General features: G+C 60.2%; 11 protein-coding genes, 2 tRNA genes and 3 rRNA genes. 4 read left to right on the forward strand and 12 right to left on the reverse strand.

The window, feature by feature from the left end; all coding sequences use genetic code 11:
• Window positions 1-82: 82 nt before the first annotated feature.
• Window positions 83-2,152, forward strand: coding sequence for a TonB-dependent receptor family protein (locus tag NFH98_RS17460; protein ID WP_108132222.1), 2,070 nt, complete (start codon window positions 83-85; stop codon window positions 2,150-2,152).
• Window positions 2,153-2,321: 169 nt separating this feature from the next.
• Window positions 2,322-2,879 carry a HutD/Ves family protein gene (locus NFH98_RS17465; RefSeq protein WP_185696400.1) on the forward strand — a complete coding sequence of 186 codons (558 nt, stop codon included), beginning with the start codon at window positions 2,322-2,324 and terminating at the stop codon, window positions 2,877-2,879.
• Between the two features lie 419 nt (window positions 2,880-3,298).
• Here NFH98_RS17465 and rrf read toward each other — a convergent pair.
• The 7 genes from rrf to ilvC all read right to left on the reverse strand — a co-directional run bounded on the left by rrf (window position 3,299) and on the right by ilvC (window position 11,556).
• A 5S ribosomal RNA gene (gene rrf, locus NFH98_RS17470) occupies window positions 3,299-3,414 on the reverse strand.
• A gap of 94 nt (window positions 3,415-3,508) precedes the next feature.
• Window positions 3,509-6,396 (reverse strand): 23S ribosomal RNA (locus tag NFH98_RS17475).
• A gap of 200 nt (window positions 6,397-6,596) precedes the next feature.
• Window positions 6,597-6,672 (reverse strand) — tRNA-Ala (locus tag NFH98_RS17480).
• A 127-nt stretch (window positions 6,673-6,799) separates the two neighbouring features.
• Window positions 6,800-6,876, reverse strand: a tRNA-Ile gene (locus NFH98_RS17485).
• Between the two features lie 101 nt (window positions 6,877-6,977).
• A 16S ribosomal RNA gene (locus NFH98_RS17490) occupies window positions 6,978-8,515 on the reverse strand.
• The 16S, 23S and 5S rRNA genes sit together here with 2 tRNA genes alongside, the layout of an rRNA operon.
• A 796-nt stretch (window positions 8,516-9,311) precedes the next feature.
• Complete coding sequence (pssA, locus tag NFH98_RS17495) at window positions 9,312-10,133, reverse strand: CDP-diacylglycerol--serine O-phosphatidyltransferase (protein WP_045994259.1); 822 nt, start codon at window positions 10,131-10,133, stop codon at window positions 9,312-9,314.
• Between the two features lie 262 nt (window positions 10,134-10,395).
• Window positions 10,396-11,556, reverse strand: a complete 1,161-nt coding sequence (ilvC, locus tag NFH98_RS17500) for a ketol-acid reductoisomerase (RefSeq protein WP_258184008.1) — start codon at window positions 11,554-11,556, stop codon at window positions 10,396-10,398.
• Between the two features lie 83 nt (window positions 11,557-11,639).
• Between ilvC and ilvY the strand changes: the two genes are divergently transcribed.
• The gene (gene ilvY, locus NFH98_RS17505) at window positions 11,640-12,527 is read left to right on the forward strand and encodes an HTH-type transcriptional activator IlvY (protein ID WP_045994257.1); all 888 of its coding nucleotides are present in this window, start codon (window positions 11,640-11,642) and stop codon (window positions 12,525-12,527) included.
• A 74-nt stretch (window positions 12,528-12,601) separates the two neighbouring features.
• On the opposite strand, the gene ilvN is transcribed toward ilvY, so the two are convergent.
• Entirely contained in the window at window positions 12,602-13,093 is a 492-nt protein-coding gene (gene ilvN, locus NFH98_RS17510) for an acetolactate synthase small subunit (protein ID WP_045994256.1), read from the reverse strand.
• Window positions 13,093-14,817: an acetolactate synthase 3 large subunit gene (locus tag NFH98_RS17515; RefSeq protein WP_045994255.1), complete on the reverse strand. Its 1,725-nt coding sequence runs from the start codon at window positions 14,815-14,817 to the stop codon at window positions 13,093-13,095. The genes ilvN and NFH98_RS17515 overlap by 1 nt, the downstream gene beginning before the upstream one ends.
• A gap of 883 nt (window positions 14,818-15,700) precedes the next feature.
• Between NFH98_RS17515 and NFH98_RS17520 the strand changes: the two genes are divergently transcribed.
• Window positions 15,701-17,077: a sugar porter family MFS transporter gene (locus tag NFH98_RS17520; protein ID WP_108449270.1), complete on the forward strand. Its 1,377-nt coding sequence runs from the start codon at window positions 15,701-15,703 to the stop codon at window positions 17,075-17,077.
• Between the two features lie 415 nt (window positions 17,078-17,492).
• Here NFH98_RS17520 and clpB read toward each other — a convergent pair whose 3' ends face one another.
• The 3 genes from clpB to rluD form a co-directional block, all read right to left on the reverse strand.
• The gene (gene clpB / locus NFH98_RS17525) at window positions 17,493-20,075 is read right to left on the reverse strand and encodes an ATP-dependent chaperone ClpB (RefSeq protein ID WP_108133541.1); all 2,583 of its coding nucleotides are present in this window, start codon (window positions 20,073-20,075) and stop codon (window positions 17,493-17,495) included.
• A gap of 160 nt (window positions 20,076-20,235) precedes the next feature.
• Window positions 20,236-20,991 carry a peptidoglycan editing factor PgeF gene (pgeF, locus tag NFH98_RS17530; protein WP_045994252.1) on the reverse strand — a complete coding sequence of 252 codons (756 nt, stop codon included), beginning with the start codon at window positions 20,989-20,991 and terminating at the stop codon, window positions 20,236-20,238.
• Entirely contained in the window at window positions 20,988-21,947 is a 960-nt protein-coding gene (gene rluD / locus NFH98_RS17535) for a 23S rRNA pseudouridine(1911/1915/1917) synthase RluD (RefSeq protein WP_045994251.1), read from the reverse strand. The genes pgeF and rluD overlap by 4 nt, the downstream gene beginning before the upstream one ends.
• Window positions 21,948-22,067 lie beyond the last annotated feature (120 nt).

The following is a 22,067-nucleotide window of genomic DNA, read 5'->3' on the forward strand; positions in this document are numbered from 1 at the left end:
TCTCTAGAATTGTGCTTAAACGATAAAGATGCTCTTTCGAGCCACCACTCCCTTCTCGCCTCGCCGTTCAAGGATGAACCTGATGACCTCTCGCCCGGCCGCCGCCCTGCTGCTGCTCCCGCTGACAACGCCTGTCACCGCACAGACTGCCGCAACCGACGACCGCGCCGTCGAGCTGCAGCAACCCGTGTTGACGGTGTCGGCGCCGCGCCTGGAGCGCGAGCTACTCACCACCCCGATGGCTGTCTCGATGGTCGATGAAGACGACATCCATCAAGGTCAGCAGCGGGTCCGTCTCGATGAATCCCTGGTTCGAGTGCCTGGGGTGTTCATCCAGAATCGCGACAACTTCGCCCAGGGTGCTCGTGTCTCCATCAGGGGCTTTGGTGCCCGCGCTCCCTTCGGTGTGCGCGGCATCACCATATTGGTGGACGGTATTCCCTACACCCTCCCCGATGGCCAGGCCCAGCTCGATGCCATCGACCTGGACAACGCAGAACAGATCGAGGTCATCAGGGGACCGGCGGCGGTTCAGTACGGCAATGCCGCCGGTGGTGTCATTTCGGTCACGACGGCGGACGGGCGTGACGAAGGTGACGACTCGACGACGATACGTGCCGGTATCGGTAGCGACGGCTACAACAAGCAATCCCTTTCCACCGGCGGCGAGCACGACGGCTGGGCCTACCACCTGGGTGCCTCGCGACTGGAACTGGCCGGCTATCGGGATCACAGCCGCACCGAGAAGCGCTTGCTGAACGCCAGCCTGTCACGGGATATGGGCGATCAACGCCGTCTCACCGCCATCATCAACCTGCTCGACAACCCCCGTTCCGAAGATCCTGGTGGTCTGACCCAGGACCAGGTCGATGAAGATCGCCGACAGGCGGGCCGCTTCACCGAGGACTACGACACCGGCCAGAAGGTGGACCAGCAGGTCGTGGGATTGCAGTACGAGGATCTTGGCTTCGGCCCCGGGGAGCTCTACCTCAAGGGATTTACCACCTGGCGAGACTTCGAACAGCAATTGCCCTATCCGGGCGACAGCTTGATCGACTACCGACGTCACCACTTCGGTGGCAGCGCCGAATATCACCAACGCTTCAACCTCGCCGGCATGACGCTGGACAGCATGGTGGGTATCGACGGCGCTCGCCAGGAAGACGACCGCCATCGCCGCGATGTAGCCTTCGATGGCAGCGTGACGGGAGAAGTGGCCGACGAGACCCAGACGGCGACCAGCCTGGGTATCTTCGCCCAGGGCGACCTTGCCCTGAATGAGCACTGGACACTGTCGGCCGGCGGACGCTTCGATCGCATCGACATGGAAATCGATGACGACTACGACAACGATGGCGACCAGAGCGGTGAACGCACCTTCCACGAAACCAATGGAAGCCTGGGAATCAGCTACCGCTTCCATCCCTTGCACCAGGTCTACGCCAACACCTCCACCGCCTTCGAGACACCGACCTTCTCGGAGTTTGCCAATCCCGCAGGTGGTGGCTTCAACCCCGACGTCGAGCCCCAGGAGAGCTGGAGCCGTGAGCTCGGGGTGCGCGGCACCCTGCCCACCGGACTGGATTACGACGTCACCCTGTTCTCGATCGACGTCGACGATGAACTGGTCCCCTACGAGATCGATGGCAGCGATCGCACCTTCTACGAAAACCTTGGCGACACCAGCCGCGACGGGCTCGAAGTCGCGCTAGGATGGCAGCCCTCGGCGCGTCTGGAGCTCAATACCGCCCTGACCCTGGCACGCTACGAGTTCGACCAGGTTTCCGGTAGTGACCTGGACGGCAACAGGCTGCCCGGGCTTCCGGAGACAACCTGGGTCAACCAGCTCACCTGGTACGGGACAGGCAGCCAGGACACCCGTTACTTTGCCACCCTGGAAACCCAGTATGTGGGCGACATGGTGGCGGACAATGCCAACCGGGTAGACGTCGACAGCTACTGGCTGGTCAACCTTCGCGCGGGTGACGGCTGGCGACTGGGCGGCAACCAGATACTGTCGACCTACCTCGGCATCCGCAATCTGTTTGACGAAGACCACTATGCCAATGTCCGCATCAATGCCAGCAACGACCGCTATTTCGAACCGGCGCCAGACCGTTCCTTCTATGCGGGCGTAGAACTATCATTTTGATGTAAGCACAATTTTTTCGCCGTACTGTTGCGATTCGGGAGTCAGCGCCGAGCGAGAGTCGCTCTACCCCAGCATCTCTTGAGCCAGATCAAGCACGTCGACTTAAACCCTTGAGACGATGAAACGATCCTTGGCAAAAGGAGGCGCAGCACTCGCTGGCCAACCTCCCATGATCATTCGACGCTCATCCGAGACACCCGCGCGCCTCTGGTCCGGCGGCACGACGCGGGAGCTGTTCATCGCTCCCGTTGACAGTGACTATGCTGACCGGAACTTTCAGGTCCGCCTGAGCACCGCCACGGTAGAGTCCGAAGAGTGCCTGTTCACCCCTCTGGCAGGCTACGAACGACACCTCATGGTATTGGAAGGCGCGGCCCACCTTGAGCATCAAGGGCACCGCTCCAGGGACCTCAGGCGCTTCGAAGTCGACACTTTTGACGGCGCCTGGCAAACCCTGAGCCAGGGGCTCTATCGCGACTTCAACCTGATGGTGAGATACGGCAGTCGCGGCTACCTCACACACCAGTTGCTCCGCGAACAGGAAACCCTGCACCTGTCACCGGAACCCGCACTACTTCGAGCCTGGTACCTGATCAGTGGTCGTGTGGAACTCGTCTCCGGCGAGGTACTCGCGGCCGGTGATCTTCTGGTCATCGAACCCGGCGACCGCCTGGGCCTGCGTTCGCTGCAAGCGAGCCAACTGGTCGTCTCCACCATCGCGTTCTAGGCACAGAGCCGCGACAACCGTCTTGCTGAAACTTGCCTGAAACCAAAGAAGCCCGCCTCCTCTCGGAAGCGGGCTTCTTCGTGATACATGCCTGATCTGTTCACGACAGGGTAGTCGCATGGGGGTGAGTCACACCGACGCTCTTTACAAAAAGAAGGCCCAACTCCTCTCGGAATTGGGCTTCTTCTGAATATATGCCTGACGATGACGCTTAGACAGCAAGGTCGCTCGCATGGGGGTGAGTCACCCCAGCGCTCTTAACAAGGGCTGCAGCGAAGCTGCAAGGGGGGACGAACGACGCGAGCCTGCGAGCGGCCGGACCGCACGCAGTGCGGCCCCACATATAAAAAGCGGGGTCTGCCCCATGCATACGAAGAAGCCCGGTTATCTCTCGATAACCGGGCTTCTTCTGAATAAATGCCTGACGATGACCTACTCTCGCATGGGGAGACCCCACACTACCATCGGCGCTGAGCGGTTTCACTTCTGAGTTCGGCAAGGGATCAGGTGGTTCCCACTCGCTATGGTCGTCAGGCGGAAAAAGGCAATGTATATCATGCTGACGATACGTTTCATCGTATCCGTCAATTGATTCGAGACATCATCGACCAAAACCCTTTGGGTGTTATATGGTCAAGCCTCACGGACCATTAGTACCGGTTAGCTCAACGCCTTGCAGCGCTTCCACACCCGGCCTATCAACCAGCTGGTCTTGCTGGGTCCTTTAGGAGGCTCAAGGCCTCAGGGAGATCTCATCTTGAAGGGGGCTTCCCGCTTAGATGCTTTCAGCGGTTATCCCGTCCGTACATAGCTACCCGGCAATGCCACTGGCGTGACAACCGGAACACCAGAGGTACGTCCACTCCGGTCCTCTCGTACTAGGAGCAGCGCTTCTCAAATCTCCAACGCCCACGGCAGATAGGGACCGAACTGTCTCACGACGTTCTAAACCCAGCTCGCGTACCACTTTAAATGGCGAACAGCCATACCCTTGGGACCGACTTCAGCCCCAGGATGTGATGAGCCGACATCGAGGTGCCAAACACCGCCGTCGATGTGAACTCTTGGGCGGTATCAGCCTGTTATCCCCGGAGTACCTTTTATCCGTTGAGCGATGGCCCTTCCATACAGAACCACCGGATCACTAGAACCTACTTTCGTATCTGCTCGACGTGTCTGTCTCGCAGTTAAGCACCCTTATGCTCTTGCACTCACTGCACGATTTCCAACCGTGCTGAGGGTACCTTCGTGCTCCTCCGTTACTCTTTGGGAGGAGACCGCCCCAGTCAAACTACCCACCACACACGGTCCTCGAACCGGATTACGGTCCTGAGTTAGAACGCCAATGATGCCAGGCTGGTATTTCAAGGTTGGCTCCACCCCATCTGGCGACAGGGTTTCAAAGCCTCCCAGCTATCCTACACAAGCAACATCAGCGTCCAGTGTGAAGCTGTAGTAAAGGTTCACGGGGTCTTTCCGTCTAGCCGCGGGTACACAGCATCTTCACTGCGATTTCAATTTCACTGAGTCTCGGGTGGAGACAGCGTGGCCATCATTACGCCATTCGTGCAGGTCGGAACTTACCCGACAAGGAATTTCGCTACCTTAGGACCGTTATAGTTACGGCCGCCGTTTACCGGGGCTTCGATCAGGAGCTTCGCGTGAGCTAACACCATCACTTAACCTTCCGGCACCGGGCAGGCGTCACACCCTATACGTCCGCTTGCGCGTTTGCAGAGTGCTGTGTTTTTAATAAACAGTTGCAGCCACCTGGTATCTTCGACCGCGTCAGGCTCCGGTCGCGAGGACCTTCACCCTAATGCGGCGTGCCTTCTCCCGAAGTTACGGCACCATTTTGCCTAGTTCCTTCACCCGAGTTCTCTCAAGCGCCTTGGTATTCTCTACCTGACCACCTGTGTCGGTTTGGGGTACGGTCTCACAGTATCTGAAGCTTAGAGGCTTTTCCTGGAAGCGTGGCATCGATGACTTCCTGACCGTAGTCAGTTCGTCTCGCCTCTCGGCCTTGAGGATCCGGATTTACCTGAATCCTCAGCCTACCGGCTTTCACCAGGACAACCAACGCCTGGCTCACCTAGCCTTCTTCGTCCCCCCATCGCAATACTGTGAGGTACGGGAATATTGACCCGTTTCCCATCGACTACGCCTTTCGGCCTCGCCTTAGGGGCCGACTCACTCTGCTCCGATTAGCGTCGAACAGAAACCCTTGGTCTTCCGGCGGGGGAGTTTTTCACTCCCCTTGTCGTTACTCATGTCAGCATTCGCACTCGTGATACCTCCAGCATGCTTCTCAACACACCTTCATCGGCTTACACGACGCTCCTCTACCGCTCGCCATTCGGCGAACCCGTAGCTTCGGTACCTGGTTTGAGCCCCGTTACATCTTCCGCGCAGGCCGACTCGACTAGTGAGCTATTACGCTTTCTTTAAAGGATGGCTGCTTCTAAGCCAACCTCCTAGCTGTCTAAGCCTTCCCACATCGTTTCCCACTTAACCAGGATTTCGGGACCTTAGCTGACGGTCTGGGTTGTTTCCCTTTTCACAACGGACGTTAGCACCCGCTGTGTGTCTCCCACGCTTGCACTCACCGGTATTCGGAGTTTGCCTCGGGTTGGTAAGTCGGGATGACCCCCTAGCCGAAACAGTGCTCTACCCCCGGCGGTGATACGTGAGGCGCTACCTAAATAGCTTTCGAGGAGAACCAGCTATCTCCGGGCTTGATTAGCCTTTCACTCCGATCCACAAGTCATCCAAATCTTTTTCAACAGATCCTGGTTCGGTCCTCCAGTTGATGTTACTCAACCTTCAACCTGCTCATGGATAGATCGCCCGGTTTCGGGTCTATTTCCAGCGACTGGTCGCCCAGTTAAGACTCGATTTCTCTACGCCTCCCCTATACGGTTAAGCTCGCCACTGAAAATAAGTCGCTGACCCATTATACAAAAGGTACGCGGTCACCAAACAAGTTGGCTCCCACTGCTTGTACGCATACGGTTTCAGGATCTATTTCACTCCCCTCTCCGGGGTTCTTTTCGCCTTTCCCTCACGGTACTGGTTCACTATCGGTCAGTCAGGAGTATTTAGCCTTGGAGGATGGTCCCCCCGTCTTCAGTCAAGGTTTCACGTGCCTCGACCTACTCGATTTCACAACACTCAGGTTTCGGTTACGGGGCTATCACCCACTATGGCCAGACTTCCCAGTCTGTTCACCTACCAGTTGTGTTGCTTAAGGGCTGGTCCCCGTTCGCTCGCCGCTACTAGGGGAATCTCGGTTGATTTCTTTTCCTCGGGGTACTTAGATGTTTCAGTTCCCCCGGTTCGCCTCTCATGTCTATATATTCAACATGAGATACCCAAGTTACCTTGGGTGGGTTTCCCCATTCAGAGATGTCCGGGTCGCAGGTCGTTTGCCACCTCGCCGAACCTTATCGCAGGCTTCCACGTCTTTCATCGCCTCTGACTGCCTAGGCATCCACCGTATGCGCTTCATCGCTTGACCATATAACCCCAAAGGGTCTGTCAATCGATGATGTCACGACAATTGCCGGATACGCTTGAAACGTATCTTACTTTGTCAGCATGATATACATTGTTAAAGAGCGTTAGAGCAAAAGCTCTAAGCGAGAGACTTGATACCGCCTGATGGCGAACAAGTATCTTGCTTAGAACTTGACGACTGTTTTACTCGAAATCGAGAAATGGTGGAGCCAAGCGGGATCGAACCGCTGACCTCCTGCGTGCAAGGCAGGCGCTCTCCCAGCTGAGCTATGGCCCCATATCCTGTCGGGTATGCTTGACCAGAACCAGCTATCAAACGATGGGCCTGGGCAAATCCGATGCTACCCGGCGAGCTCACCGATCTTCACCACACCAAAGGCGTGCACTCGCTGAACTTATGAAGATGGTGGGTCTGGGCAGACTTGAACTGCCGACCTCACCCTTATCAGGGGTGCGCTCTAACCAACTGAGCTACAGACCCATTGCCGAGCAATATTGGGCATAAATCCCAAACAGTCGTTACTCTTGCTTGATCAGGTAATTCATTGTGAGCACTTACCGACAGTCAGATGACGTGTCGTTTAAGGAGGTGATCCAGCCGCAGGTTCCCCTACGGCTACCTTGTTACGACTTCACCCCAGTCATGAACCACACCGTGGTGATCGCCCTCCGAAGTTAGGCTAACCACTTCTGGTGCAGTCCACTCCCATGGTGTGACGGGCGGTGTGTACAAGGCCCGGGAACGTATTCACCGTGACATTCTGATTCACGATTACTAGCGATTCCGACTTCACGGAGTCGAGTTGCAGACTCCGATCCGGACTGAGACCGGCTTTATGGGATTAGCTCCACCTCGCGGATTCGCAACCCATTGTACCGGCCATTGTAGCACGTGTGTAGCCCTACCCGTAAGGGCCATGATGACTTGACGTCGTCCCCACCTTCCTCCGGTTTGTCACCGGCAGTCTCCCTAGAGTTCCCGACCGAATCGCTGGCAAATAGGGACAAGGGTTGCGCTCGTTACGGGACTTAACCCAACATTTCACAACACGAGCTGACGACAGCCATGCAGCACCTGTCTGAGAGCTCCCGAAGGCACCAATCCATCTCTGGAAAGTTCTCTCGATGTCAAGGGTAGGTAAGGTTCTTCGCGTTGCATCGAATTAAACCACATGCTCCACCGCTTGTGCGGGCCCCCGTCAATTCATTTGAGTTTTAACCTTGCGGCCGTACTCCCCAGGCGGTCGACTTATCGCGTTAACTGCGCCACAAAGCTCTCAAGGAGCCCAACGGCTAGTCGACATCGTTTACGGCGTGGACTACCAGGGTATCTAATCCTGTTTGCTACCCACGCTTTCGCACCTCAGCGTCAGTGTCAGTCCAGAAGGCCGCCTTCGCCACTGGTATTCCTCCCGATCTCTACGCATTTCACCGCTACACCGGGAATTCTACCTTCCTCTCCTGCACTCTAGCCTGACAGTTCCGGATGCCGTTCCCAGGTTGAGCCCGGGGCTTTCACAACCGGCTTATCAAGCCGCCTACGCGCGCTTTACGCCCAGTAATTCCGATTAACGCTCGCACCCTCCGTATTACCGCGGCTGCTGGCACGGAGTTAGCCGGTGCTTCTTCTGTGAGTGATGTCCTCCCTCGAGGGTATTAACCTCAAGGCTTTCTTCCTCACTGAAAGTGCTTTACAACCCGAAGGCCTTCTTCACACACGCGGCATGGCTGGATCAGGCTTTCGCCCATTGTCCAATATTCCCCACTGCTGCCTCCCGTAGGAGTTCGGGCCGTGTCTCAGTCCCGATGTGGCTGATCATCCTCTCAGACCAGCTACGGATCGCAGCCTTGGTGAGCCGTTACCTCACCAACTAGCTAATCCGACATAGGCTCATCCGATAGCGCAAGGTCCGAAGATCCCCTGCTTTCCCCCGTAGGGCGTATGCGGTATTAGCCTGGGTTTCCCCAGGTTATCCCCCACTACCGGGCAGATTCCTATGCATTACTCACCCGTCCGCCGCTCGACGCCTCCTAGCAAGCTAGGATCGTTTCCGCTCGACTTGCATGTGTTAGGCCTGCCGCCAGCGTTCAATCTGAGCCATGATCAAACTCTTCAGTTTAAAGTCTGATAGTCCGTTAAGCGGACCAAACTTGGCTCAAGGTTCAAACGTCTCGTTTGACGAGTCGCTTGCCTTGATATTTCAGTGACAGTGTCACTGACTCATCGGCAAGCGCCCACATGAATTACCTGATCAAATTATTAAAGAGCGTGCCCTGGACTCTATAGAGAGCTTAAAGAGCGTCTCGCTTTGCTGCGCCGCAGCCCGAATCGTTAACCCGAGCCCTTGTCACAGCGCCCTGCGAGGAAGGCGTATTCTACAGAATCGAAGCGTTTCGTCAAGGCTTTCTTTTTTCGCCGTACAAGCGATGCCTGCAGGACCCAAGAGAAAGCGAAGCGAGCCTGACGCGCATCCTGCGATGCCGTCCTGGCGACTCCGATCGAGTGGCGAGCATTTTACCGATTTCTCGCTGCCCGTCAAGTGGAGAATTTTTTGAAGACTTGAAAAAGCCTTTTCAAAACAATCACTTTACCACCCTTCACCGCCTGTGACGTTTGCTCGTCGCCGGCAGCGGATGCGTACTTTACGCATCACCTCCGGCCTTGGCAAGCGCTTTTCGCAAAAAAATGCCAGATCATCGAGCAGTGTCGATCCAACAGCGGCACCATCTTGTCCACACCGCTCTATGGAACCCCCTGTGGATGAATGCACAGACTGCCCCAGAAGGCGCTTTCGGCACTCATACAAGAACAGGAACGCCCGCGCTAGGCGGGCGTTCCTGTCGGTCGTCAGTATAACGAAGCGTTGGGCTTGCTGCTCACATCGGCCTCTATTGTTACCGCAAGATGATCCTGGGCTAGGTCTTGAGCTTGCGCATCAGCGCCATCGTCGGACCGGACGCCACATAGGTACCGAACAGCAGCAACAGCATGACCGACGGCTCGATCGAGATCACGACAAATCCCAGCACGATGGCCAGCAGGGCCACAAAGGGCACCGGCCCCTTGAGATCGACATCCTTGAAGCTGTAGTAGCGAATGTTGCTGACCATCAAAATGCCAGCCGCCCCCACCACCAGCAGCATCAACAGCTTGAAGCCAAGAGCGGTGGCGTCGAAGCTGTGGAACGTCCACACACTGGCCGCCACCAGCGCCGCCGCCGACGGGCTGGGCAAGCCGATGAACCACTTCTTGTCGACGCTGCCGATCTGCACGTTGAACCGCGCCAGGCGAAGCGCCGCACAGGCCACGTACAGGAACGCCACCACCCATCCGGTCTTGCCGATGTCCTGCAGGATCCAGGTAAAGGCGACAAGCCCCGGCGCCATGCCAAAGGAGATCATGTCAGCAAGGCTGTCATATTCGGCGCCAAACTCGCTTTGTGTATTGGTCAGCCTGGCTACCCGGCCGTCGAGGCCATCGAGCACCATGGCGATGAAGATGGCCACCGAAGCGGCGGTGAAATCGCCATTGAGGGCGGCGACAACGGCGAAGAATCCCGAAAACAGCGCCGAGGTGGTGAACAGGTTCGGCAACAGGTAGATCCCCCGCCGTCGCACCTTCTTGCCGTCCTCGACCGCTTCTTCCACGACTTCGGATTCCCGCATGAAGGCGCTGGCCAGATCTTCATCCTGGGGCTCTCGTGGTTCCTGCTCACGCTTGCCTGCGTCTTCGCTCATCTCTGTCATCCATTGGCTTCGAGTATGGGATCATTCTACACGACCGGCCGGCCGTTACCGCCAACCTCGCGGCAGCCGCCCTCTCCCCCAGCCTCGGGCACCTGCGGGCCAAACGCAAGGCACAGCGCAGGATTCATGCGGCAGCACCATGACCACTCAGTCGTTCACCCATGACGCAACGGGGGAGGAGCACTGAGTGTGCTCCTCCCCCGTTTCTGTCCCCATCGGCGGGCAAGCCCGACGATGGGTTACCAGGAACCCATCAGTTCTTGGATTTGTCGACCAGCTGGTTGGCGGCGATCCAGGGCATCATGCCACGGAGCTTCTCACCGACCTGCTCGATCTCGTGCTCGGCGTTCAGGCGACGACGTGCGGTCATCGAGGGGTAGTTGCTGTTGCCCTCGTTGATGAACATCTTGGCGTACTCGCCGGTCTGGATACGCTTGAGGGCGTTGCGCATGGCGGCACGCGACTCGTCGTTGATGACCTCAGGGCCGGTCACGTACTCGCCATACTCCGCATTGTTGGAGATGGAGTAGTTCATGTTGGCGATGCCGCCTTCGTACATCAGGTCAACGATCAGCTTGAGCTCGTGGAGACACTCGAAGTAGGCCATTTCAGGGGCGTAGCCCGCTTCTGTCAGGGTCTCGAAGCCGGCCTTGACCAGTTCGACAGCGCCACCACACAGGACAGCCTGCTCACCGAACAGGTCGGTTTCGGTCTCGTCCTTGAAGGTGGTCTCGATGATGCCGCTGCGGCCACCACCGATGGCGGCGGCGTAGGACAGGCAGAGTTCCTTGGCCTGGCCGGTGGCATCCTGGTGGATGGCGATCAGGTCAGGAATACCGCCGCCACGGGCGAATTCGGAGCGCACAGTGTGGCCCGGCGCCTTGGGGGCGATCATCACCACGTCCAGATCCTTGCGTGGCTCGATCTGGTTGTAGTGGATGTTGAAGCCGTGGGCGAAGGCCAGGGTAGCGCCTTCCTTGAGGTTCGGCTCGATTTCCTGCTCGTAGATAGCCTTCTGGTTCTCGTCCGGCGCCAGCACCATGACGACGTCGGCGGACTGGCAAGCCTCGGCCACAGAGGCCACCTTCAGGCCGGCGGCCTCCGCCTTGGCGGCGGAAGAAGAACCCGGGCGAAGCGCGACGGTGACGCTGACGCCGGATTCCTTCAGGTTGTTGGCGTGGGCGTGGCCCTGGGAGCCGTAACCGACGATGGTGACCTGCTTGTTCTGGATCAGCTGAAGATCGCAGTCCTTGTCGTAATAAACGCGCATCTGGTGCTCCTGAAAACGAGTGCCTGCTCGGCGATAGAAGAGATCTTGTCTGTGTCGTGTTGCGTTCAGCGTTGATGGCCACCCGCGCCGTCTTGTGCGGCGCTGGGCAGACGAGGGGGCTCGCCCTCCGTCGATGCATCCCACCTTACGCCAGCGCCCGTGTTGCGTAAAACGCTATATTTGCAATACTACGTGCCAAAATATGCAATTACAGGTCAGGACTCCCCATGGACTTCCGCCCCCTGAAGCACTTTCTGATGCTGGCCGATTCACTGCACTTCGGCCGTGCCAGCGAGGCCTGCCACGTGAGCCCATCGACCCTGAGCCGCTCCATTCGCCAACTGGAACAACAGCTCGGCGTGGTGCTGTTCAACCGTGACAATCGCCACGTGGTGCTGACCCCCCAGGGAAAGCGCTTCCAGCGCTATGCCAAGGAAGCCCTGGAAGAGTGGGAACAGGTCCGCCTGTCGTTGCAGAGCGAGGCCAAGCGCCTCAGTGGTGAAATCAGCATCTACTGCTCGGTGACCGCGAGCTACAGCTTTCTCTACAGCCTGCTGGCCGACTTCCGCCAGCGCTATCCCGCCATCGAGCTCAAGCTGCACACCGGCGACCCAGCCCGAGCCATCCAGCGAGTGCTGGCCGGCGACGAAGACATGGCCATTACCTCACGCCCGCGCCGCCTGCCCGATGGTCTCGCCTTCAAGTCGCTGACCCGTTCGGCACTGGTGTTCATCGCCCCACAAGAGCAACGACCGTGGGTGCCACAGCAGCCGATGAGCCCGAGCCAGACACAGTGGCAAGGGGTGCCAATGATCCTGTCGGAGGCTGGGCTATCGCGGGAACTGGCCGACACCTGGTTCAAGGCGCTGGGCGTGACCCCGACCATCTACGCCCAGGTAGCCGGCCACGAAGCCATCGTCAGTATGGTCGGACTCGGCTTCGGCATCGGTGTGGTGCCACGCATCGTGCTGGAGGCGAGCCCGCTGGCCGAACGCGTGAGAATACTCCCGGTCAAGCCGGAACTGCCGCACTACGACGTGGGCCTCTGTGTGCTGGAGCGGCGTCTGAAGAGTCCGTTGATCGACGCCCTGTGGCAGGAAGTCGTGGAGCGTTGAGGCCGGGCACGAAAACGCCGCCCCGAGAGGCGGCGTAACAGGTTCACCGGCTGCCCACCAGGGCCAGCGGTTTGCTAGAGGCTCAGCACCTTGTCACCACGGGCGATACCCGAGACGCCGGTGCGCGCTACTTCGAGAATGCCCACGGGGCCCATCGCCTGCAGGAAGGCGTCGAGCTTCTCGGCATCGCCAGTGATCTGCACGGTGTACAGACTCGGGGTGACGTCGACGATCTGGGCACGGAAGATGTCTACCGTGCGCTTGACCTCATCGCGGGCAGCGCCCAGCGCCTTGACCTTCACCAGCATCAACTCACGCTCGATATGGTTGCCTTCGGTGAGATCCACCAGCTTGACCACGTCGATCAACTTGTTGAGGTGCTTGGTGATCTGCTCGATCACCCGGTCGTCCCCGACGGTGGTCACGGTCAGACGCGACAGGGTCGGGTCATCGGTGGGCGCCACGTTGAGGGTTTCGATGTTGAAGTTGCGCTGGGAGAACAGCCCCACGACCCGCGACAGCGCACCCGGTTCGTTTTCCATCAGAATCGAGATGATATGTCGCATCAGGTCCGCTCCGTCTTGGAAAGCAGCATGTCACGCATGGAGCCCAGAGGCACCTGCATCGGATAGACGTGCTCGTGCGGGTCCACCGCGACGTCGAGGAACACCAGCTCATGGGTGTCGGCGAAGGTACGCGCCAGCGCCTCTTCCAGATCCTCTTTCTTCTCGACCCTGAGCGCGGTGAAACCGTAGGCCTCGATCAGCATCTGGAAGTCCGGCAGCGACTCCATGTAGGAGTGAGCATGGCGGGACTTGTAGTTGAGGTCCTGCCACTGGCGCACCATGCCCAGCGAGCCGTTGTTGAGATTGATGATCTTGACCCCACCACCGAACTGCTTACAGGTGGAGAGTTCCTGCATCATCATCTGGAAGCTGCCTTCGCCGGTCACGCAGACGACCTCCTCATCGGGGAAGTTCTGCTTGACGCCCATGGCCGCGGGAAAACCGAAGCCCATGGTGCCGAGTCCACCGGAGGTGATCAGCCGGTTAGGCTTGTCGAACTTGTAGTACTGGGCTGCGAACATCTGGTGCTGACCCACGTCGGTGGTGACGTACGCCTCGCCACGAGTCACCCGGCAGATGGCCTCGATCACCTCCTGCGGCTTGAGCACCTCGCCGGGCCTGGACGGCTCGTAGAGCTTGCCCTTGCGCTCGTCGCGCCACTCATCGATGGTCTTCCACCAGTCCTTGAGCGCGTCGGGATTGGCGATCTCATGGCCCTGCACCAGGCTGATCATTTCGTTGATCACGCTGGCCGCAGGTCCAACGATGGGCACGTCTGCGCGCACCGTCTTGGACACCGAGCTGGGGTCGATATCCACGTGGATGATCTTGGCCGTGGGACAGAACTTCGAGGTATTGTTGGTCACACGATCGTCGAAACGCGCGCCGATGGCGATCACCAGGTCGGCGTGATGCATCGCCATGTTGGACTCATAGGAGCCGTGCATGCCGAGCCAGCCCAGGCACTGATCGTCGCTCTGGGGATAAGCCCCGATGCCCATCAAGGTGGTGGTGATCGGAAAGCCGAGCTGCTTGACCAGATCGGTCAGACCCTCGCAAGCACGCCCCTGGACCACGCCACCACCGGTGTAGAACACCGGACGACGGGCCTTGAGCATCAGCTCGACGGCCTTCTTGATCTGTCCGGTATGGCCGCGACTGACCGGGTTGTACGAGCGGATCTTGACCTTCTTCGGATAGACGTACTCGTAGCGCTCGGTGGGCGCCGTCATGTCCTTGGGTATATCCACCAGCACCGGACCGGGACGCCCGGTGGCGGCGAGATAGAAGGCCTTCTTGAGCACCTCGGGAATCTCGCTCGGGTGCTTGATCGAGAAGCTGTGCTTCACGATTGGCCGGGTGACACCGACGATATCGGTCTCCTGGAAGGCATCGTCACCGATCAGATGGCTCATCACCTGACCACAGAGCACGACCATCGGGATCGAGTCCATATAGGCAGTGGCGATGCCGGTCACCGCATTGGTGGCCCCCGGCCCCGAGGTGACCAGTACCACCCCGGGCTTGCCGGACGCCCGGGCATAGCCGTCGGCGGCGTGGGTCGCGGCCTGCTCGTGGCGAACCAGGATGTGCTTGACCTTGTCCTGACGGAACAAGGCATCGTAGATGTGTAGTGCGGCGCCGCCCGGATAGCCGTAGATGTATTCCACGCCCTCATCCTGGAGGAAGCGGGCGATCATGTCCGCGCCTGAAAGCAATTCCACAGATGTATCTCCCCTGGAGGTCTCGAGTGCGATTCGCACCTGTCGTGGGTACGAAGTCGAGTGCAGCGGTATGCTGCTGCCGGCGCACCGGCACCTGATGCCAAACCCTGGCGTCCGTCGGCCCGGTTGGGGCCTGCACTCTCATCACGGCGGGTCACCGCGTCGGGGCGTTGGCCAGGCGGGGCGGTTAACCCGAACCTGGTAGTCCTTCGGCGGGTAGAGGCCCATTGGCCTACCCTTCACGCGGCGTTGGGGGTCACCCATCGTGCCGCGCCCGCAGTCAGGAACCCTCAAGATTCCAATAGCGCTCTGTGACTGTCAACCGCCGTTCCCATCGCGCTCGGTCAGAGCACTCTGAAAGGCCTCTTTTCGCGGGTGCAGCAAGACCAATGTCTAACGCCGTTTTCTCGAAATCTGGCCATGACGCTGCTGTAATGACGCCAGGTGACACGATTCACTTACTTTACCAGACACCGATGGAGAGGGTGCGGCGGAAAGTCGCCACGACAGCCGGAGCATGACGGCAGGAGAGTTGCTCTCTGCCCCGCCCCGGGTCTGATCGGCACCGCTGACGATCAGCGAACGACACGCCGACGCTTTCAAATCGGGTCGCTGACACTTGCCATCTGGATCGCTGACGCCTCAAGAGAGAATCGATTCACCCAAGGATTTCTCTAGGCGCTGTCCGAAAAGTCGACGAGCGAAGGTTAGACAAGGCAAAAATCGGTGAGACAGCGCAGTTTACGGGGTGTAAATGAGCATGTTGATCCGATTTTTAACGCCGTATTACCGAGCGCAGGCACTTTTCAGACAAGCCCTAGACAACCACAAGGTCTTTTCGACAACCACAACAACGCCCCCCTTTCACAGGAGGTAGCACTACATGTCTCGCATCGTGCAATGGTCCATCACCGTGGCGCTGGCAGGATTCCTGTTCGGCTTCGACACCGCGGTCATCTCCGGGGCCGACAAGCCCATCCAGGCGCTGTGGGGTCTCAGCGACCTGCAGCATGGCCTGCTGATCATGTCCATGGCCCTTTGGGGCACCGTGATCGGTGCCATCTTCGGCAACTGGCCCACCGATGCGCTGGGAAGGCGCGCCACCCTGCTGATGATCGGTGTGCTGTACCTGGTCTCCGCGGTGGGCTCGGCGGTGGTGTCCGACCCCTGGCTGTTCGCCTTCTTCCGCCTGATCGGCGGCATCGGCGTCGGCATCTCGTCGGTGGCGGCCCCCACCTATATCTCCGAGATCGCCCCGCCGCGCCATCGCGGCTTTCTGGTCGCCATGTACCAGTTCAATATCGTCTTCGGCATCCTCATGGCATTCGTCTCCAACTATGTGATCGGCAGCCTGATGAGCGACGACGCCTGGCGCTGGATGCTGGGTATCGAGGCCATCCCTGCACTGATCTACACCCTGATGATCACCCGTGTCCCGCGCAGTCCGCGCTGGCTCATCCTCAAGAAGAACGCTATCGAGGAAGCCGGCCAGGTACTTCGCCAGATCAACCCTGACGCCGATGTCGACGCCGAGATCAACGCCATTCGCGCCGCCGAAACCGACGAAGCGTCCGCCAAGGCCCCCTTCTTCTCGCGTCGCTATCGTCTGCCGATTCTGCTGGCCTTCCTGATCGCCTTCTTCAACCAGCTCTCGGGCATCAACTTCATCATCTACTATGCCCCCCGGGTGCTCGAAGCCGCCGAACTCGGTAGCCAGGCAGCGCTTCTGTCCACCGCCGGCATCGGTCTGGTCAACCTGGTCTTCACCATGATCGGGATGTCGCTGATCGACCGCTTCGGCCGCCGTACCCTGCTGTTCATCGGCTCGGCCGGCTATCTAGTGTCGCTGGTGCTGATCTCTCGCGCCTTCTTCGCCGACGCCCTGGGCGGACTCGAAGTCCCGCTGCTGCTGGGACTGTTCATCGCTGCCCATGCCATCAGTCAGGGTGCGGTCATCTGGGTGTTCATCTCCGAGGTCTTCCCCAACCACGTGCGTGCCCGCGGCCAATCCTTCGGTGCCTCGATCCACTGGGTCTTCGCTGCGCTGATCACCCTGGTCATGCCCTGGGTGCTGGGCACCTTCAGCGGCGGGCCGGTGTTCGCCTTCTTCGCGGTAATGATGCTGCTGCAACTGGTGTTCGTGATATTCCTGATGCCAGAGACCAAGAACGTCAGTCTCGAGGAACTGCAAAAGCACCTGGTGGGCGACAACGTACGCCTGCGACGCGTGCACCTGTCCGGCGCCCGGGCGACGCGCTAGGCGCTGTCCGAAAAGTCGACGAGCGAAGGTTAGACAAGGCAAAAATCGGTGAGAAAGCGCAGTTTACGGGGTGTAAATGAGCATTTTGACCGGGCTGGCGCACCAGCCGATTTTTAACGCCGTATTACCGAGCGCAGGCACTTTTCAGACAAGCCCTAGGGCTTGGCAAGAATAAGCCCGCGCTCGTTGCCCTTTCGGGCAGAGCCCAAGCCTTGAGGAACGCCACGAAAAAGCCCGCCGGGTGGGGAACCGGGCGGGCAAGGGGGTCACAGGACGCAACCTGACCTTCAGTATAGCGACCGATTAACCATTTGCTTGAGAATGGGTATTCGAATTACCCATCATGCACGAATGCCAGCCGAAGGCATCAGGCCCCTCCTTGATGAAGGGGCCTTCTTGCGTGATCGACCCGTGGTCAGCGGTCGAAACGTAACTGACCATCGTCGGCGACCACGCGGATCACGTCGCCAGCGCTGAACTTGCCGGCCAGCAGGTCCTGTGCCAGCGGGTTCTCGATCCGGCTCTGCAGGGCGCGCTTGAGCGGACGAGCGCCATAGACGGGGTCGAAGCCGACCACCGCCAACAGTGCCAACGCCTCGTCGGAGACCGTGAGCCCGAGATCGTGTTCTGCCAGCCGCGTGCGCAGACGTTCAAGCTGGATGCCGGCGATCGCCTGGATCTGATCCTGGCCGAGGGCGTGGAACACCACCACTTCATCGATGCGGTTGATCAACTCAGGCCGGAAGTGGCTTCCGACCACCTCCATCACCGTCTGACGCATGCTGTCGTAGTCGGCGTCGTCACCACCGAACTGCTGGATGATGTCGGACGCCAGGTTGGAGGTCATCACGATGACGGTGTTGCGGAAATCCACCGTGCGCCCCTGGCCGTCGGTCAGGCGACCATCCTCCAGCACCTGCAACAGGATGTTGAAGACGTCCGGGTGGGCCTTCTCCACCTCGTCGAGCAGCAGCACCGAATAGGGTTTGCGGCGCACCGCTTCGGTCAGGTAGCCGCCTTCTTCATAGCCGACATAGCCGGGAGGCGCGCCGATCAACCGCGCCACCGAGTGCTTCTCCATGAACTCGGACATGTCGATGCGCACCATGGCTTCCTCGGTGTCGAACAGGAAGTTGGCCAGCGACTTGCACAGTTCGGTCTTGCCCACCCCGGTCGGGCCGAGAAACAGGAAGGAGCCGTTGGGCCGGTTGGGGTCGGCCAAGCCCGCGCGGGAGCGCCGCACCGCGTTGGCCACGGCGGTGACCGCCTCGTCCTGACCGATGACCCGCTGGTGCAGGGCCTCCTCCATACGCAGGAGCTTGTCGCGCTCGCCCTCGAGCATCTTGGCCACCGGAATGCCGGTCCAGCGTGACACCACCTCGGCGATTTCCTCCTCGGTGACGTTGGAGCGCAAAAGCTTGTGGTGACGGGTGTCCGCCTCGGCATCGCCGCTCTCGGCAATCTTCTTCTCGAGCTCCGGAATCACCCCGTACTGCAGTTCCGACATCCGCCCCAGGTCGCCCTGGCGGCGAGCCTGCTCCAGGTCGACCCGCGCCCGGTCTAGCTCGTCCTTGAACTGGGCCGCGCCCTGGATGCTGGCCTTCTCGGCCTTCCAGATCTCGTCCAGGTCGGCGTACTCGCGCTCCAGCTCGCCGATCTGTTCCTCAAGGGTATCGAGGCGCTTGCGCGAGGCCTCGTCGGTTTCCTTCTTGAGGTGCTCGCGCTCCATCTTCAACTGGATCAGGCGACGATCCAGACGGTCCATTTCCTCCGGCTTGGAGTCGAGCTCCATGCGAATGCGCGACGACGCCTCGTCGATCAGGTCGATGGCCTTGTCCGGCAGCTGACGATCGGTGATGTAGCGCGTCGACAGCTTGGCCGCCGCGATGATCGCGCCGTCGGTAATGTCGACGCCGTGGTGCACCTCGTAGCGCTCCTTGAGGCCACGCAGGATCGCCACCGTGTCTTCCTCGCTGGGCTCGTCCACCTGCACCTTCTGGAAGCGCCGCTCCAGCGCCGCATCCTTCTCGATGTACTTGCGGTACTCGTCCAGGGTAGTGGCACCGACACAGTGCAGCTCACCCCGGGCCAGCGCCGGCTTGAGCATGTTGCCGGCGTCCATGGCGCCCTCGGCCTTGCCCGCACCGACCATGGTGTGCAATTCGTCGATGAACAGGATGACCCGCCCTTCTTCCTGGGACAGCTCGTTGAGCACCGCCTTCAGGCGCTCCTCGAATTCACCGCGGAACTTGGCCCCGGCCAGCAGCGAGCCCATGTCCAGCGACAGCACGCGCTTGTCCTTGAGCCCCTCGGGCACCTCGCCGTTGATGATGCGGCTGGCCAGCCCCTCGACGATGGCGGTCTTGCCGACGCCAGGCTCGCCGATCAGCACCGGGTTGTTCTTGGTGCGCCGCTGCAGCACCTGGATGGTGCGACGGATCTCGTCGTCACGCCCGATCACCGGATCCAGCTTGCCGTCGGCGGCCCGCTGGGTCAGATCCAGGGTGTACTTCTCCAGCGCCTCGCGGCTGTCCTCGGCGTTGGCGTCATCCACCTTCTGGCCACCGCGCACGCTATCGATGGCGCCCTCCAGCGACTTGCGCGCAAGGCCAGCCTGGGTCAGCGCCTTGGCCACGGCATGCTTCATGGCGATTGCCGCCAGCAGTACCAGTTCACTGGCGATGTATTGATCGCCACGCTTCTGGGCCTCGGCATCGGTGAGGTTGAACAGCTTGATCAGATCCCGGGACGGCTGCACTTCGCCGTCGAACTGGGCGACCTGGGGCAGATCGTCGATCTGGCCCGCCAGGGCGTCACGCAGCCGACCGGCGTCGCCCCCCGCCTTCTGTACCAGCGCCTTGACGCCGGTGTCGCGGTTGTCGAGCAGCGCCAGCAGCAGGTGCGCAGGTTCCATCTGATTGTGCCCGCGCCCCACGGCGAGGGACTGGGCGTCGGCGATAGCCTGCTGCAGCTTGGCGGTAAACTTGTCAAAACGCATCGATATCTCCTTTCGGGATGGCGATGCGTTCGGACGCACCGCTTGACCCTGTCAATGTGACTTGACAGAGATATGGCGGTGCTTTAGGGACGTTTCAAGTCTAGTGAAGCAGTTTCACGTCTAGAGGGGAGTCTCGGGAAAAGTGCGACGTCGGTCCCCTCTATCGCAGCCAGATCACGCTGGCCATGCGTCCGGTGACGCCGTCGTCACGACGATGGGAATAGAAGCGTGATTCACAGGCGGTGCAGAAGTGTCCGCCGCTGACGTGGGAGACGCCAAGACGTTCAAGCCGCAGACGCGCCAGCTTGTAAAGGTCCGCCATATAGTGTCCCAGGCGATAGGGGCTCGGTTCAAAGGCGCTGGCCGCCTCGGGGTGCACGCCGCAGAAGGCCTCACGCACCTCGGGTCCGACCTCGAACTGAGCGTTGGAGATCGCCGGCCCCAACCAGGCCATCAGTTCCCCAGGCGCAGTGCCCAGGGAGGCCACGGTAGCCTCCAGCACGCCACCGGCCAGGCTGCGCCAGCCAGCGTGGGCCAGCGCCACGCGCTCCCCGCCACGGTCACAGAAGAACACTGGCAGACAGTCCGCCGTCAGTATCACGCAGGCGTAGTCACGGGTGGTCGCCACCGAGGCATCGGCCTTGGGTATGGTGTCACTGAAGCCATGCTGGACGCTGGCGCCGTGGACCTGATCGAGCCACAGCAGCGGACGCTCATCGCCCAGTTCCTTGCTCAACTGGCGCCGACAAAGCTCCACATGTTCCGGCTTGTCGCCGACGTGACTCGCCGGGTTGAAGGCGGCGTAGGGTCCCTGGCTGGGGCCGGTCTCGCGGGTGGTGACGAAGGCACCGACATTGGCCGGAGCAGGCCAGTCGGGCACGATCACGCTGGGGCGCAGGTCGAGGGCATCGATCATTGCATGGTCTCCGCATCGTCACGCAGGAAGTCCAGCAGCATCAGCAGGTCATCCGGCAGCGGCGCCTGGAAGCTGACCTCCTCACCACGACTCGGGTGGACGAAGGCCAGTCGACGCGCGTGCAGCGCCTGGCGCGGAAACTCGCGCAGGATTTCCTTGAGCGTCTGCCCCGCTCCGGGCGGCAGCTTGAGTCGCCCACCGTAAACCGGGTCGCCGATCAACGGAAAGCGTCGGTGCGCCATGTGCACGCGAATCTGGTGAGTACGGCCGGTCTCCAGCTTGCAGCGGACGTGGGTATGGGCACGAAAGCGCTCCACCACCCGATAGTGGGTCACCGCCGACTTGCCCGAGGCGGTAACCGCCTGGCGCTTGCGGTCCTTGGGATGCCGGCCGATCGGCGCATCCACGGTGCCGCCAGAGGTCATCTTGCCCACCACGATGGCGTCATACTCCCGCGACACGCTACGCGCCTGCAGCTGCGCCACCAGGTCAGCGTGGGCGGCCAGGGTCTTGGCCACCACCATCAGCCCGCTGGTGTCCTTGTCGAGGCGATGCACGATACCGGCACGAGGCAAGGTGGCGGCGTCGGGAAAGTGGTGCAGCAAGGCATTGAGCAGGGTCCCGTCGGGGTTGCCCGCAGCGGGGTGAACCACCAGCCCCGGCGGCTTGTTGACCACCAGTACCTGGTCGTCCTCGAACACCACCTCAAGCGGAATATCCTGCGCCTCGAAGCGAGTGTCATCCTCGATGAGGGCCTTGAGCACCAGCCTTTCTCCACCGTGGACCTTGTCCTTGGGCTTGGCCGCAGCCCCATCCAGGGTCAGGGAACCGTCCTTGATCCAACCCTTCAACCGCTCCCGGGAATAGTCGGCAAACAATTCCGCTGCGGCCTGGTCCAGGCGATAGCCTGCCATGTCGAGGGGAATGCGACTGTGGACGTCGAGGGTCTGTGACATGGTTCGGAATACTTCTCTGTGGGGATCGAAGATTGATGGCAACTCGCGCACAAAACACGTGGCCCGCAGCAGGAAGACTGCGTTTCCAGGCAAGGTGCTTTATAGTGGGCGGATCGCGGC

The organism is Halomonas sp. H33-56 (assembly GCF_040147035.1).
Taxonomy (GTDB): Bacteria; Pseudomonadota; Gammaproteobacteria; order Pseudomonadales; family Halomonadaceae; genus Halomonas; species Halomonas litopenaei.

Bases quoted from the DNA above. Each gene is read 5' to 3' on its own strand.
- NFH98_RS17460 (WP_108132222.1), top strand. From the start codon at position 83: ATGACCTCTCGCCCGGCCGCCGCCCTGCTGCTGCTCCCGCTGACAACG.
- NFH98_RS17465 (WP_185696400.1), top strand. From the start codon at position 2,322: ATGATCATTCGACGCTCATCCGAGACACCCGCGCGCCTCTGGTCCGGC.
- clpB (WP_108133541.1), bottom strand. From the start codon at position 20,075: ATGCGTTTTGACAAGTTTACCGCCAAGCTGCAGCAGGCTATCGCCGAC.
- ilvY (WP_045994257.1), top strand. From the start codon at position 11,640: ATGGACTTCCGCCCCCTGAAGCACTTTCTGATGCTGGCCGATTCACTG.
- NFH98_RS17520 (WP_108449270.1), top strand. From the start codon at position 15,701: ATGTCTCGCATCGTGCAATGGTCCATCACCGTGGCGCTGGCAGGATTC.
- pgeF (WP_045994252.1), bottom strand. From the start codon at position 20,991: ATGATCGATGCCCTCGACCTGCGCCCCAGCGTGATCGTGCCCGACTGG.
- rluD (WP_045994251.1), bottom strand. From the start codon at position 21,947: ATGTCACAGACCCTCGACGTCCACAGTCGCATTCCCCTCGACATGGCA.
- pssA (WP_045994259.1), bottom strand. From the start codon at position 10,133: ATGAGCGAAGACGCAGGCAAGCGTGAGCAGGAACCACGAGAGCCCCAG.
- ilvN (WP_045994256.1), bottom strand. From the start codon at position 13,093: ATGCGACATATCATCTCGATTCTGATGGAAAACGAACCGGGTGCGCTG.